The organism is Serratia sp. P2ACOL2 (assembly GCF_003691565.1).
GTDB classification, from domain to species: Bacteria; Pseudomonadota; Gammaproteobacteria; order Enterobacterales; family Enterobacteriaceae; genus Serratia; species Serratia liquefaciens.
On sequence record NZ_CP033162.1, the window covers coordinates 4,183,422 to 4,198,332 of the forward strand.

General features: G+C 56.3%; 13 protein-coding genes. 11 read left to right on the plus strand and 2 right to left on the minus strand.

The genetic code is table 11. The annotated features are described in order from the left end of the window. Positions 1 to 27: 27 nt before the first annotated feature. The 6 genes from EBA31_RS20290 to emrB all read left to right on the plus strand — a co-directional run bounded on the left by EBA31_RS20290 (position 28) and on the right by emrB (position 6,025). A complete protein-coding gene (locus EBA31_RS20290; RefSeq protein WP_116691877.1) occupies positions 28 to 774 on the plus strand; it encodes an AzlC family ABC transporter permease in 747 nt (248 codons plus the stop codon). Further along, positions 764 to 1,117 carry an L-valine transporter subunit YgaH gene (gene ygaH, locus EBA31_RS20295; protein WP_116691876.1) on the plus strand — a complete coding sequence of 118 codons (354 nt, stop codon included), beginning with the start codon at positions 764 to 766 and terminating at the stop codon, positions 1,115 to 1,117. Before EBA31_RS20290 ends, ygaH begins: the two co-directional genes overlap by 11 nt. Positions 1,118 to 1,276: 159 nt before the next feature. Continuing rightward, positions 1,277 to 1,798: a transcriptional repressor MprA gene (gene mprA / locus EBA31_RS20300; RefSeq protein ID WP_020828318.1), complete on the plus strand. Its 522-nt coding sequence runs from the start codon at positions 1,277 to 1,279 to the stop codon at positions 1,796 to 1,798. Between the two features lie 24 nt (positions 1,799 to 1,822). Then, entirely contained in the window at positions 1,823 to 3,274 is a 1,452-nt protein-coding gene (locus EBA31_RS20305) for an efflux transporter outer membrane subunit (protein WP_122080065.1), read from the plus strand. Positions 3,275 to 3,299: 25 nt separating this feature from the next. Next, entirely contained in the window at positions 3,300 to 4,472 is a 1,173-nt protein-coding gene (gene emrA, locus EBA31_RS20310) for a multidrug efflux MFS transporter periplasmic adaptor subunit EmrA (protein ID WP_020828320.1), read from the plus strand. Positions 4,473 to 4,489: 17 nt separating this feature from the next. Beyond that, entirely contained in the window at positions 4,490 to 6,025 is a 1,536-nt protein-coding gene (gene emrB, locus EBA31_RS20315) for a multidrug efflux MFS transporter permease subunit EmrB (protein WP_048761023.1), read from the plus strand. Positions 6,026 to 6,097: 72 nt separating this feature from the next. On the opposite strand, the gene EBA31_RS20320 is transcribed toward emrB, so the two are convergent. After that, complete coding sequence (locus tag EBA31_RS20320) at positions 6,098 to 7,198, minus strand: tRNA/rRNA methyltransferase (protein ID WP_020828322.1); 1,101 nt, start codon at positions 7,196 to 7,198, stop codon at positions 6,098 to 6,100. Between the two features lie 208 nt (positions 7,199 to 7,406). Between EBA31_RS20320 and trxC the strand changes: the two genes are divergently transcribed. The 5 genes from trxC to EBA31_RS20345 all read left to right on the plus strand — a co-directional run bounded on the left by trxC (position 7,407) and on the right by EBA31_RS20345 (position 13,540). Beyond that, a complete protein-coding gene (trxC, locus tag EBA31_RS20325) occupies positions 7,407 to 7,826 on the plus strand; it encodes a thioredoxin TrxC (RefSeq protein WP_041414882.1) in 420 nt (139 codons plus the stop codon). Between the two features lie 119 nt (positions 7,827 to 7,945). After that, complete coding sequence (locus EBA31_RS20330) at positions 7,946 to 8,641, plus strand: tRNA-uridine aminocarboxypropyltransferase (protein ID WP_122080668.1); 696 nt, start codon at positions 7,946 to 7,948, stop codon at positions 8,639 to 8,641. A gap of 169 nt (positions 8,642 to 8,810) precedes the next feature. Next, positions 8,811 to 11,459, plus strand: a complete 2,649-nt coding sequence (locus EBA31_RS20335; RefSeq protein ID WP_122080066.1) for a bifunctional acetate--CoA ligase family protein/GNAT family N-acetyltransferase — start codon at positions 8,811 to 8,813, stop codon at positions 11,457 to 11,459. 153 nt (positions 11,460 to 11,612) lie between these two features. Beyond that, a complete protein-coding gene (pssA, locus tag EBA31_RS20340) occupies positions 11,613 to 12,968 on the plus strand; it encodes a CDP-diacylglycerol--serine O-phosphatidyltransferase (RefSeq protein ID WP_162302908.1) in 1,356 nt (451 codons plus the stop codon). A 239-nt stretch (positions 12,969 to 13,207) separates the two neighbouring features. Continuing rightward, positions 13,208 to 13,540, plus strand: a complete 333-nt coding sequence (locus EBA31_RS20345; RefSeq protein ID WP_020828327.1) for a YfiM family lipoprotein — start codon at positions 13,208 to 13,210, stop codon at positions 13,538 to 13,540. A 1-nt stretch (position 13,541) separates the two neighbouring features. Here EBA31_RS20345 and EBA31_RS20350 read toward each other — a convergent pair whose 3' ends face one another. Then, positions 13,542 to 14,852, minus strand: a complete 1,311-nt coding sequence (locus EBA31_RS20350) for an MFS family transporter (protein WP_044554485.1) — start codon at positions 14,850 to 14,852, stop codon at positions 13,542 to 13,544. Positions 14,853 to 14,911: the final 59 nt, after the last annotated feature.

Sequence of the window (14,911 nt, forward strand, 5' to 3'; positions counted from 1 at the left end):
CTATATACCCTGCGATTCAAATACATTATGCAAAGCCAAGCTGCAGAAAGTATCAATCCCCCAGCCGTCAGTTCCACCTTCACCCACGGCATTGTCGACAGTCTACCGATCGTTATCGGCTATGTGCCGGTGGCTTTTGCGTTTGGCCTTAGCGCCGTTAAGCTGGGGTTCTCCCCGCTAGAGAGCATTTTCTTCTCCTGCATCATCTATGCGGGCGCCAGCCAGTTCGTGATCACCGCCTTGTTAAGCGCCGGTATGTCACTGTGGGTTTCCGCGCTGACCGTGATGGCAATGGATATACGGCACCTGTTGTATGGTCCTGCTTTGCGCCATCGCATCGTCTCGCGCATGTCGGGCGGCAAAACTGCGCTCTGGGCCTTTGGCCTGACTGATGAAGTGTTCGCCGCCGCCACCGCTAAATTGATGCGCAATAACCGCAGTTGGAGCGAGAACTGGATGATCGGCATCTCGCTTTGCTCCTGGCTGTCTTGGGTCGCAGGCACCGCGCTGGGTGCCGTGTTCGGCAATGGGCCACTAGAGCAGTTCCCGGTGATTGAAGCCTCATTATCCTTTATGTTGCCGGCGCTGTTCCTCAGCTTCCTGCTGGCGGCATTCAAACGCCCGCAAAGCCTGACCATCGCCGCCGCGCTGGCCGGTGCGCTGCTTGGCGTAGTGCTGTTCTCTATCCCAGTGGCCATTTTGGCCGGCATCAGCGCCGGTTGTATCGCAGCCCTGTTCCAACCCTCGGCAACGGAGTCCATTGATGAACACTGATGTGCTGGTGATCGGCCTGGTGGTCGGCTGTGCTAATTATCTGTTCCGCTACTTACCCTTGCGTTTGGCGCCTGCGCGGGCACAACCGGGAATCAAACGCGGTAAAACCGCACTGTTGCTCGACAGCATCGGCATCGCCTCAATCTGCGCGTTGCTGGTGGTTTCCAGCACCCCGGTAGTGATGCGTGAACCGGACAAGCTATGGCCGACATTGGCCGGTTTCGCCGCGCTGGGCCTGTGTTTTTACCGAACCAAAAGCATCATTTTGTCGACGCTGATTGGCGCGGCATCCTTTGGCATTACATTAAAGTTATTTATGATTTTCAGTCAGGGTAACCTTTAATCTTAGGCAGCACGTCGCATTAACCCTTTTGCTTAAAGTGGGTTTATTGACAATCCGCTGACAAATGACACGAATTGCTAAATTAATCACCCTGCTGAACATTTACATTATTAATCACTATCGTTACTATCTCGGACGAAACTAATGAGGCCCAAAATTATGGAAAGCTCGTTTGCTCCCATTGAACAAATGCTTAATTTCCGCGCCAAGCGTCAGAAAGATTTCCCTTACCAGGAAATCCTGCTGACCCGCCTGTGCATGCACATGCAAAGCAAGCTGCTGGAAAACCGCAATAAAATGCTAAAAGCACAAGGGATTAACGAAACATTGTTTATGGCGCTGATTACTCTGGATGCGCAGGAAAGCCACAGCATTCAGCCTTCTGAGCTAAGCTCTGCCCTGGGCTCGTCACGGACCAATGCCACGCGCATTGCCGACGAACTTGAGAAACGCGGTTGGATTGAACGCCGTGAAAGCGACAACGATCGTCGCTGCCTGCACCTGCACATGACGCCGCAGGGAGAAGAGTTTCTCAATCAATTGCTGCCACCGCAGCACAAGTGTCTGCATTTCCTGTGGTCCACGCTGAACGATGATGAACAGCAACAGCTTGAAAAGCTGACGCGTAAGCTGCTGACGCGCCTGGACCAGATGGAAGTTACAGAACAGTTATCCCAATAATTTCTGTTCAGGTACATACATACTATGCGATCCCCATTTAACTGGAGATTCACCCCACTGTTCGCCGTATTACTGCTGGCCGGGTGTGCGTCTACCGATAATATTGCCCCGCAATCCACCCTGATGGATCCGCAGGCTCTGCAGCTTGCGCAGCCGAAGGTCAGCTCGTTGAACGTCAGCCCGCAGTGGTGGCGCGCGCTTAACGACCAGCAACTTGACGCGCTGATGACCCAGACGCTGCAAAGCTCCCCTTCGCTGCGACAGGCAGCGGCACGCGTACGCGAAGCACAAAGCGTAATGGGGGAAGCCAGCGCCGCCAACGGGCCGAATCTGGATCTCAACGCCAGCAGCAACCGCCAAAAAGTGCCGCAAAACGTGAACCTGGGGCTGGGGTATCCTCATCAACCGATCTACGAAACCTCCAACTCGCTGGGGCTAAACCTGGCCTATGAATTCGACTGGTGGGGCAAATACCGCAACCAGGTCAACGCCGCCAAGGCACAGGTCGATGCGGCCCGCGCCGAGCAGGAACAGGCCGCGTTGACGCTGACCAGTTCGGTAGCCTCCGCCTATTACCAGTTGCAGAGCAATTTCGCGCTTGAAAAGCTGTTGCAGCAGGAAGTGGACAACAACCAACGCCTGGCGGACTTGCGCCAACAGCAATACAAGGCCGGCATCACCGGCGTTGATGTTCCGCAACAAACCCAGGCGCAAGCCGACGGCGCCAAGCAGCAGATCCTGCAATTGCAATCGCAGATTGAACAGCTCAGACACCAACTGGCTGCGCTTGCAGGCCAGGGCCCGAACGCCATGCAGCACCTGCGCCCGGTGGCCCTTCCCGCCAGCAATTTAATGGCGCCAAAAGGTGAGCTGACCGCCGATCTGTTGGGCAAACGTCCGGATATCGCCGCACAGCGCCAGTTGGTGGAGTCCTATAACCAGCGCGTCAGCGCCGCCCGTAAAGAATTTTACCCCAGCCTGACCATTTCAGCCTTTGCCGGCCTGACCACCACCAACACCAGTGGGACCAGCCCGAATCTGTTTGAAGCGGCCAGCCAGGCCTGGAACGTGATGCCGGCAATTTCATTGCCGATCTTTCACGCCGGTGCGCTGCGCAGCAAGCTGGGTGAGGAGTCCGCGCTGTATGACCAAGCGGTGGAGTCCTATAACCAAACCATCCTGAATGCCGTGCAGGAAACCGCCGATGCCATCACCGTCCAACAAAGCACTGCGCAACAGCAGCTGCAGGCGGCATCTGCGTCCGAATCGATGCAACAGGTGTACCGCGTCGCTAACGCTCGATACCAGGCAGGGATTATCGGGCGCGACCAGTTGTTGACCAGCCAAACGCAGCTTTTGCAGCAGCAGCAGGCGGAACTGAATGCCAGCAGCAATTTGCTGCAGGCGAAGATAGGACTGATCCGTGCGCTGGGCGGTGGCTATCAGGCCCCGGCCGCTACGGGTTCAAAAGCATAATAAAATAGAGAGCTTGGAGAACACCATGAGCGCAAGCGCGGAGACTCAAAACCCGCAGCAACCGGCAGGTAAAAAGAAGCAGCGTAAATTTTGGCTGCTGCTGCTGACGGTTATTTTCATCGTTATTGGGGTGGCATATTTAGTCTATTGGTTCCTGGTGTTACGTCATCATCAGGAAACCGACGACGCCTATGTTTCCGGTAACCAGGTCCAGATCATGGCCCAGGTGAACGGCAGCGTTAACCGCGTCAACTTCGACAATACCGACTATGTGAAACAGGGTGACGTGTTGGTTACCCTGGATCCGACCGATGCCGAACAGGCGCTGGAACGCGCCAAAACCGGCCTGGCCAATAGCGTGCGTCAGACCCACCAGCTGATCATCAACAGCAAGCAGTATCAGGCCAACATTGCCCTGCGCAAGTCTGACCTGAGCAAGGCTGAAAACGATCTGAAACGCCGCGTCGTGCTCGGCAGCGTTGACGCTATCGGCCGTGAAGAGCTGCAACATGCTCGCGATGCAGTCGACAGCGCCAAGGCGGCGTTGGAAGTGGCGGTGCAGCAATACAACGCTAACCAGGCGATGGTATTGAATACCCCGCTGGAGCAGCAGCCGGCCATTCAACAGGCCGCAGCGCAAATGCGTGACGCCTGGCTGGCATTGCAACGGACCAAAATCATCAGCCCGATCACCGGTTATGTCTCACGCCGCAGCGTACAGGTTGGCGCGCAAATCGCCGCCGGTTCCCCGCTGATGGCAGTGGTGCCAGCCGATCACATCTGGGTTGATGCCAACTTCAAAGAAACCCAAATCGCCAATATGCGTATCGGCCAGTCGGCTACCGTAGTCAGTGACATTTACGGTGATGACGTGGTGTACAACGGTAAAGTGGTCGGTATCGATATGGGTACCGGCAGCGCCTTCTCACTGCTGCCTGCGCAGAACGCCACCGGTAACTGGATCAAGGTGGTTCAGCGTCTGCCGGTACGTATTGAACTGGACGCCAAGCAAATCGCCGATCATCCGCTGCGTATCGGTCTGTCGACCCTGGTTAAAGTTGACACCACCAATCTGGACGGCCGCGTGCTGTCTGACGTGGTGCGCGACAAACCGCTGTACCAAAGCGACGCCCTGGCGTTGAACCTGGCACCGGTTAACCAAATGATCGCCGACGTGATCCATGCGAATGCCGGTTAAGCGCGCGGGAGGCTACCTTGGCACAGAAACCGCTTGAAGGTGCTCAGCTCGCCTGGATGACGGTCGCGCTTGCCCTGGCGACCTTTATGCAGGTGCTGGACTCCACCATTGCCAACGTGGCGATCCCAACGATTGCGGGTAACCTCGGGTCTTCCAACTCGCAGGGAACCTGGGTGATCACCTCGTTTGGCGTGGCGAACGCCATTTCCATCCCGATCACCGGCTGGTTGGCAAAGCGCATCGGTGAAGTGCGGTTGTTCCTTTGGTCCACCGCGCTGTTCGTACTCGCCTCCTGGCTGTGCGGCATTTCCAACAGTCTGGGCATGCTGATCTTCTTCCGCGTGATCCAGGGTGTGGTCGCGGGGCCGTTGATCCCGCTGTCGCAGAGTCTGTTGCTTAACAACTATCCGCCCGCCAAGCGAGCGATGGCCCTGGCACTATGGTCGATGACGGTGATCGTTGCGCCCATTTTCGGGCCTATCCTCGGCGGTTATATCAGTGACAACTATCACTGGGGCTGGATCTTCTTCATCAACATCCCGATCGGTGCCGTGGTGATCCTGGTGGCGATGTCGACGCTGAAAGGCAGGGAAACCAAAACCGAGATCAAACCGATCGATACCGTCGGTCTGGTGCTGCTGATCGTCGGTATAGGATCTTTGCAGGTGATGCTCGATCAGGGCAAGGAGCTCGACTGGTTCAACTCGACCGAGATCATCGTTCTGACGGTGGTGGCGGTGGTGGCGCTGCTGTTCCTGATTGTCTGGGAACTGACGGACGACCACCCGGTGGTGGATTTGTCACTGTTCAAATCGCGCAACTTTACCGTCGGCTGCCTGTGTATCAGCCTGGCCTACATGCTGTACTTCGGCGCCATTGTGCTATTGCCGCAGTTGCTGCAGGAGGTTTATGGCTATACCGCCACCTGGGCAGGACTGGCTTCGGCGCCCGTCGGGTTGATACCGGTATTGCTGTCGCCGATTATCGGCAAGTTCGGCAACCGGCTTGATATGCGACGATTGGTGACCTTCAGTTTCATTATGTATGCGGTGTGCTTCTACTGGCGCGCCTATACCTTTGAACCGGGAATGGACTTTGGCGCCTCGGCCTGGCCGCAGTTTATTCAGGGCTTCGCCATCGCCTGCTTCTTTATGCCATTGACCACCATTACGCTGTCCGGCCTGCCGCCGGAGCGCATGGCGGCGGCATCGAGCCTGTCGAACTTTACTCGAACACTGGCGGGGTCGATCGGGACATCGATCACCACGACCTTGTGGACCCAGCGAGAATCGCAGCATCACTCGCAGCTGACGGAGTTTGTGAATCCTTACAACCCGCAGTCGCAAGAGATGTACCGGCAGTTGGAACAAATTGGCATGAGCAAGCAGCAGGCTTCGGCCTACATCGCCAACGAGATCACCGCGCAGGGGCTGATTATCTCCGCCAACGAGATCTTCTGGCTGTCGGCCGGGGTGTTCCTGGTCCTGCTGGTGCTGGTCTGGGTGGCGAAACCGCCGTTCAGCTCCGGCGGTGGGGGCGGCGGCGCTCACTAAACCAGAGAAAGCAAAACGGGCGCCCAGAGGCGCCCGTTTTTTATTTATACCGTTGCAGCCAGGCGACGGATATTAAGCCTGGTTTTGACGCCACCAATCGGCCAGCAAAATGCCGGTCGCGACCGATACGTTCAGGCTTTCTACCTTGCCGGTACCACCGATAGACACGTTCATATCACCCTGCTGCCAGGCGCTGTCGCTCAGGCCATCACGCTCCTGCCCCAACACCAGCACCATTTTGGCCGGCAGCTTAGCCTGTGCCAATGGGGTGCCTTTATGGCTAGAAGTGGTCACGATGGCGTAACCTGCCTTGCGGAAAGTATCCAGCACCGACAGGAAGTCATCTGCGCTGATCGCCTTGATGTGTTCCGCGCCGCCTTCTGCGGTACGTACCGCCGCACCGGACTCCAGCAATGCCGGATCCTGCAACAGAACGCCATTCACGCCAAAGTGTGCGCAAGAACGGACGATAGCGCCCAGGTTGTGCGGGTTGCCCACCTCTTCCAATGCCAGCACGCAGTCTTTCGCCGGTGCTTCTTTCAGATAGGTTTGCGCATCCAGGCCCTGACGTTTTTTGATCAGGAAGCATACGCCGCCGTGGTGCTCGGTGCCGGACGCTTTGGCCAGCTCTTCTTCATCTACCACGTGGTAGGCTTTGCGGTTGGCTGCCATCCAGCGCAGCGCTTCACGAAAACGCGGCGTGACCGACTGCACGAACCAGGCGCGGACGATCGCGTCCGGACGGCTGGCAAACAGCGCCTGACAGGCGTTTTCACCGTACACGCGGGTTTCTTCCGCACGCTGGCGACGCAGTTGCTCTGGATCGATAAAGCTTTTGCCGCTGATGCCACCGTGATCGAACGCCGGCTCTTCTTCCGGACCACGAGACACGGTTTTCCATGGCGAATCATAACCGCCACGGTCTTCAGTACGCGCTGGACGGCGAGGACGATCGCTTTCACTGCGGCGGGAATCAGAGCCAGAGCCACGGCGATCGTTGTTACCGCGCGGCTTGTCCTGACCGGTACGGCCCGAAGAGCGAGCACCGTCTGCCGGACGGCCTTTACCGGCCGGACGCTTATTCTTGTTACGGTCGTCGCCGTTACTGTCGTCGTCACTGCGGACGTACATCACTTTAACTTTACCGTTCTTGCCACTAAATGAATCGTTCATTTTCTTCTCCACCAACGCGCAGGGCGCGAAGATTACCTGATGTTGGGGTGCTAAGCCACCTACTTGCGCTAAAAGCTAACAACTATCGTATTCATTGAACAAACCTCTTTGTTCATTGACGCGCTTTTAACGATAATAAGCAGCATTAAAGATACATCTCCGCAACCCGAATGCGGTATGTCGTGCTTTCCCAGTATCCGAGGTCATCATGAATACAGTTTGTCCCGCTTGTAATGCCACCAACCGCGTACCTGAAGATCGTGTGGCTGACGGCGCAAAATGCGGCCGTTGCGGCCATGCGCTTTTTGACGGTGAAGTGATCAATGCCACCGCCGCGACACTGGACGCGCTGCTGCAGGATGGCCTGCCGGTGGTGGTCGACTTTTGGGCACCGTGGTGTGGTCCTTGCGTCAGCTTTGCGCCGATCTTCGAAGACGTTGCCGAAGAGCGCGCCGGTAAAGTCCGCTTCGTAAAAGTGAATACCGAGGCTGAACCGGAACTGAGCGCCCGTTTCCGCATCCGCAGCATCCCGACCATTATGCTCTTCCGCGACGGAAAAATGGTCGACATGCTCAATGGCGCCATGCCGAAAACGCCGTTTGATAACTGGCTCAATGAACTAGTTTAACGCAGAAAGTCCAGGCGGTGTTGCCCATTGTGAATGACACCGCCGCATTTCAAACCGGCCCGAACGCTCCCGTCGGGCTTTTTTCTGCGTTACAATGGCGTTTTTTCCCCGGGATCTTTATGACCGACAACGCCGTACTTCGCCTGCGCCAGTTTCGCCTGGAACGATCAACCCGCCCTTTTCTGGCGCGTGGCAACCGCATTACGCGTTGTCAGGGGTGTCTGCTGCCACAAAAAAACTGCCTGTGTGACACTATCCAGCCGCAGCCGGCCGCCAGCCGTTTTTGCCTGATCATGTTTGGCGCAGAACCGCTCAAACCAAGCAATACCGGCAGATTGATCGCCGATATTCTGCCGGATACCCAGGCGTTTCTTTGGTCGCGTACCGAGGTTGACCCTGGCCTGCTGACGGCGATTAACGATCCCGAACGTCAACCTTACGTGGTGTTTCCCGCATCTTATGCCGCCCCTGAACGACCGGTATTCAGCGAACTGCCCGTCGGTGGCAAACCGCCGCTGTTTATTATGCTCGACGGCACCTGGACCGAGGCGAGCAAGATGTTCCGCAAAAGCCCGTACCTCAATCAGTTTCCGGTGTTTTCGCTCAATGTTACCGCCGCCTCAAATTACCAACTGCGTGAAGCCAGCCGCACAGAGCAGCACTGCACCGCGGAAGTGGCGACAGCGCTGTTGCAACAGGCCGGTGATACCGCCGCGGCCGACGGCCTGGCTGAGCATTTTCGCTACTTCCGTCAACAGTATCTGGCAGGGAAACCTACTCGCCCGGAGGCACCGGTCACAGCAAAGCCGTTGTAAAACGCCTAGAATCAAGTCGGTAACGTTGCCTATAGCCAATAGCATTCGAAAGACAGGTAGGCGGCAACTGAACGCATCCCAGGGAGCTTAGTTAACTAAGTGGCCAGGGTGAGAGAGGGCAGCCAACACCCCTGTCTTTTGAAGGATAACGGATATAAAGGAGCCGTGCATGAGCCAGCGAGGGTTAGAAGCGCTTTTACGTCCTAAATCGATTGCTGTTCTCGGCGCTTCACAGCAGCCTGGCCGCGCCGGCAACCTGATGATGAGCAACCTGCTGGCCGGCGGCTTCAACGGGCCGGTCATGCCCGTCACGCCGCGTTATAAGGCGGTATGCGGAGTCATGGCCTACCCGGACGTCGCCAGCCTGCCGCTCAGCCCCGATCTGGCCATACTGTGTACCCATGCGCATCGCAATCTGGCCTTGATTGAGGATTTGGGCAAACGCGGCTGCAAAACGGCCATTGTGCTCTCCTCGCCGCCAGAACAGTTCGCCGAGCTGAAAGCCTGCGCGCAGCGTTATTCTATGCGCCTGCTGGGGCCGAACAGCCTGGGCCTGCTGGCCCCCTGGCAAGGCATCAACGCCAGTTTCTCGCCGGTACCGATCCTGAAGGGCAAGCTGGCGTTTATTTCCCAGTCCGCCGCGGTGGCCAATACCATTCTCGACTGGGCACAGCAACGCGAAGTCGGCTTTTCCTATTTTATCGCGCTGGGCGACAGCCTGGATATTGACGTCGACGACCTGCTGGATTTTCTGGCACGCGACAGTAAAACCAGCGCCATCCTGCTGTATTTGGAAAACATCAGCGATGCGCGCCGCTTTTTATCTGCCTCGCGCAGTGCTTCGCGCAACAAACCCATTCTGGTGGTCAAAAGCGGACGCAGTCAGCAGGCCCAGCTGTTGCTCAACAGTCAGCAGGGGCTGGATGCCGCTTACGATGCCGCAATCCAACGCGCCGGTTTACTGCGCGTACAGGATACCCACGAGCTGTTCTCGGCAGTGGAAACGCTGAGCCATATGCATCCGTTGCGCGGAGAGCGGTTGATGATCGTCAGCAACGGTGCGGCACCGGCGGCAATGGCGTTGGACGAACTGTTGGGGCGCAACGGCAAGCTGGCGCCGCTGGGAGACGAGATCCTGGCGCAGTTGGGTGACGCCTTGCCCGACTTTATACGCGCCGGCAACCCGATTGACCTGCGAGACGATGCAACACCGCAGCGCTATCTGGCGGCGGTCAAGACCCTGCTCGACAGCCACGACTACGACGCTTTATTGCTGATCCACGCTCCTAGCGCGGCAGCCCCAGGCACCCTGACCGCCGAACGTATTATCGAGGCCGTGCGTCAGCACCCGCGTGGTAAACGCGTGACTTTGCTGACCAACTGGTGCGGCGAGTACTCTTCGCAAGAAGCCCGCCGGTTATTTACCGAAGCCGGTATTCCCACCTACCGAACGCCGGAAGGTGCAGTAACCGCGTTTATGCATATGGTGGAATATCGCCGTAATCAGAAACAGCTTAAAGAAACCCCGGCGCTTCCGGTCGGTTTGACGGCCAACACCGCCGACGCTCACCGATTGATTCAGCAGGCGCTGGCGGAGGGCGCAACGCAGCTCGATACCCACGAGGTACAGTCGATTCTAAAGGCCTATGACCTGACGACGCTGCCTACCTGGATTGCCGAAGACAGCGCCGAAGCCGTGCATATTGCCGAGCAAATTGGCTATCCTGTGGCCCTGAAGCTGCGCTCCCCCGATATTCCGCACAAGTCTGAAGTTCAGGGGGTAATGCTCTATTTGCGCACCGCTACCGAGGTACAACGCGCCGCTGAGGCAATTCTCGACCGCGTTAAACGTACCTATCCACAAGCGCGCATTCACGGCCTGCTGGTTCAGAGCATGGCCAACCGCGCCGGAGCGCAGGAGCTTCGTATCGCGGTGGAGCAAGATGCCATTTTCGGCCCGCTAATCATGCTGGGTGAAGGCGGTATCGAATGGCGCCAGGAAAATCAGGTCGCCGTAGCGCTGCCGCCGCTGAATATGGCGCTGGCGCGTTATCTGGTATTGCAGGCGGTGAAAGGCGGAAAAATTCGCGGCCGCAGCGCTTTACGACCGCTGGATATCCCTGGACTGAGCCGCTTGCTGGTACAGGTGTCCAATCTGATCCTCGACTGCCCGGAAATTACCCGTCTGGATATCCACCCGGTTCTGGCCTCTGGCAGCGAATTCACCCTGCTCGACGTTTCCATGCAGCTTGCTCCGTTCGAAGGTGATCCGCAGGCACGCTTGGCGATCCGTCCTTACCCTCATGAGCTGGAAGAAACCATCGGATTGAAAGACGGATCGCAATGCCTGTTCCGACCGATCCTGCCGGAAGATGAACCCGCGCTGAAACACTTTATCGATCGCGTGACCAAGGAAGATCTCTACTATCGCTACTTCAGTGAGATCAACGAGTTTACCCATGACGATTTGGCTAACATGACGCAGATCGACTACGATCGGGAGATGGCTTTTGTCGCGGTGCGGGATGACCAAATCATTGGCGTAACACGAGCCCTCTCCGACCCGGATAATACCGACGCGGAATTTGCCGTGCTGGTGCGTTCAGATCTGAAAGGGCTCGGTCTGGGGCGTCAACTGTTGGAAAAAATGATTGCCTATGCCCGCGCCCACGGGTTGGCCCGCCTGACCGGCATCACCATGCCTAATAACCGCGGAATGATAGCGCTGGCGCAACGGCTGGGCTTTGGCATCGATGTGCAGCTTGAGGACGGTATCGTCAATTTGACCCTGCCGCTGCAGGCGGAAGAAGCGCAGTGACCTGTGTCGCAATGCGCTACGAATCCACCACTTAACGCCAAAACATACGCACAATCGGGACAACTAGTGGTATTATCGCCCGATTATTCGATTTACTGTTTTCCCGTATTTGGCGTTCCGGCCATCTAATCATGAGAGAAGAAGCGCACTGTGATGTTGTCAAAATTTAAACGTAGCAAACATCAACAACACCTTGCACAACTGCCCAAACTCCCCCAGACGGTAGCTGATGTACGTACTTTGTACACACCGTCTGATTACCGTGCCACGCTGCTGGAATTGATCGCTAACGCCACCCAACGCATTTATCTGGTCGCTCTGTATCTGGAGCATGACGACGCCGGACGCGATATTCTCAACGCGCTTTATCAAGCCAAGCAGCGGTGCCCGACGCTGGAGATTTGCATTCTGGTCGACTGGCATCGTGCCCAGCGTGGGCGCATCGGCGCCGCGGCCGCCAATACCAACGCCGATTGGTATTGCTCAATGGCAGACCGGCACCCAGAGCTTGCCGTGCCAATCTACGGCGTGCCGGTGAATACCCGCGAAGCCCTGGGCGTGTTGCACCTGAAAGGTTTTGTGATCGACGATACCGTGGTTTACAGCGGTGCCAGCATCAATGACGTTTACCTGCATCAGCATGAGAAATACCGCTACGATCGTTACCAGTTGATCACCAATGGCGAATTGGCCAATACCATGATCGATTACATCAAGCAGCACCTGCTGACCGCCGGTGCCGTGCAACGTTTGGATCGTGACGATCGTCCCAAGAGCCCGGAGATCAAAAACGAAACTCGCTTATTTCGTTTCGGTCTGCGCCGAGCCGGTTATCAGTTTCGCAACCAGGCGGGCAACGATGAGCTGGCGGTAACGCCGCTGGTTGGGCTGGGTAAGCAAAGCGTGTTGAATAAAACCATTCACCATCTGATGTCCTGTGCCGATCAGAAACTGACGCTGTGCACCCCTTACTTCAACCTGCCGGCCCTGCTGGTGCGCAATATCATCTATCTGCTGCGCCAGGGCAAACAGGTGGAAATTATTGTGGGCGACAAAACCGCCAATGATTTCTATATTCCGGAAGATCAGCCGTTCAAAATTATCGGCGCCCTGCCTTACCTGTACGAAATCAATCTGCGGCGTTTCCTCAGCCGCCTGCAGCGCTATGTCGATACCGGCCAACTGATTGTTCGCCTGTGGAAAGACGGCGATAACAGCTACCACCTGAAAGGCATGTGGGTCGATGACGAATGGCAGTTGATTACCGGTAATAACCTCAATCCGCGCGCCTGGCGACTGGATCTGGAGAATGCCATTCTGATCCACGATCCCAAGCAGGAGATGCGTGAGCAACGGCATAAAGAGCTGGAGTGCATCCGCACTCACACCACCGTGGTGGGGAACTACCTGGAACTGCAAAGCATCCAGCAGTACCCGATCAAAGTGCGCAAGCTGATCCGCCGCCTGCGCCGTATCCGTATTGACCGGTTGATTAGCCGTATACTGTAATCCCGCTATAATTTAGCTATCGCAGACCCCGGCCTATGCCGGGGTCAGATTGTTGACAAAGGGGGATAAAAGCGTGGTTTTTCCCCCTTTGTGTCATCAGCCGAAAATCAATAAATTGATTTTCCTGATTTATTTTCAAAACCTTTAGCGCCTGCTGACAAACATTGTATGTTTTTCAGCAGTCTCACCCCGGCCAATGCCGGGGTTTTTATGTGTCATGACAACAGGATGTTTTCATTATGCGCCCACTCCGCTGCCTGGCCGTGCTCCCCTTTCTATTGCTCACCAGCGGCTGTACCCACCTGGCAAATGACAGCTGGACCGGGAAAGACAAGGCACAACACTTTGTCGCCTCTGCGGCTTTCGCTGCCGCCGGTGCGGCTTATGGCGATCATCAAAACTGGAATGAGGCACGCAGCCGCAGCTTTGGCCTGATGTTTTCAATCGGGCTCGGCGCCGCCAAAGAACTGTATGACAGTCGCGAAGGCGGCACCGGCTGGAGTTGGAAAGATTTTGCCTGGGATGTCGCGGGAGCAGCGACCGGCTATAGCCTTTACCACGCAACCCGCTGATTCACAGCTGGATCTCTTTCCCTTTGCGGTGCAAGCGAAGAGAAACGATCAGCGCCAGCAGACACATGCCGGAAACATACCAGAAGAAGGCATTCTCGAAGCCAAACGACTTCAGCGACAGTGCAACATATTCCGCCGAGCCGCCAAACATCGCATTAGCCACCGCATAAGACAGACCAACGCCTAACGCGCGCACCTCCGGCGGGAACATTTCAGCCTTCAGCAGCCCGCTGATCGAGGTATAGAAACTGACGATAAATAACGCCAGCACAATCAGACCGAAGGCCGCATAAGGGTTGCTGACATTTTTCAGCGTCAGCAAGATAGGTACGGTCAGCAAGGTCGCCAACGAGGCAAAGATCAGCATTGAACTGCGGCGACCGATCTTGTCTGACAATGCCCCGACCAAAGGCTGCAGCAGCATGTAGATAAAGAGTGCGGCGGTCATAATGCCGCTGGCCAGCTTGGCGTCCATCCCGGAAGTATTGACCAAGTACTTTTGCATATAGGTCGTAAAAGTATAAAAACTCAGCGAACCACCGGCGGTAAAGCCCAACACCATCAGGAAGGCTTTACGGTTCTTCCACAGCCCCTTCAGTGAACCCGCATCTTTATGGTTACGGGTTTTGGCATCGGAGGTTTCATTCAGCGACCGACGTAGATATAACGCCACTACCGCCAATACCGCGCCAATCGCAAAGGGAATACGCCAGCCCCAAGCTTTTAATTCCTCAGCAGAGAGGATCTGCTGCAGAGCCACCAGAACCAGCAACGCCAGCAATTGGCCGCCAATCAGCGTGACATACTGGAAAGAAGCATAGAAACCACGTCGCCCTTTTATTGCCACCTCGCTCATATAGGTGGCGCTGGTACCGTACTCACCGCCGACCGACAGGCCTTGGAACAGACGCGCAACCAACAGTAGCACCGGAGCCCAACTGCCGATCGACTCATAGGTCGGTAAACAGGCGATCACCAGCGATCCTGCACACATCATGCAAACAGAGATCAGCATCGAGTTTTTGCGACCATGCTTATCGGCAATATAACCGAACAACCAGCCGCCGATCGGGCGCATGAAGAAACCGGCGGCGAACACGCCGGCAGTTTGTAGCAATTGGGTGGTGCTGTTACCGGCGGGGAAAAATGAAGCGGCAAAGTAGATAGAACAGAAGGAATAGACGTAAAAATCAAACCACTCCACCAGGTTACCCGATGAAGCGCCAACAATAGCGAAAATGCGTTTCTTTTTGTCCTGCACTGCCGGATCGACGGCATTTCCATCCTCAATGGCCGAGGTTGTTTCTGTCATTTTCTATTCTCCGAGCCAGATAAACCGTGAAGTCGGCGTCCTGCCGTTTAAATGTAACT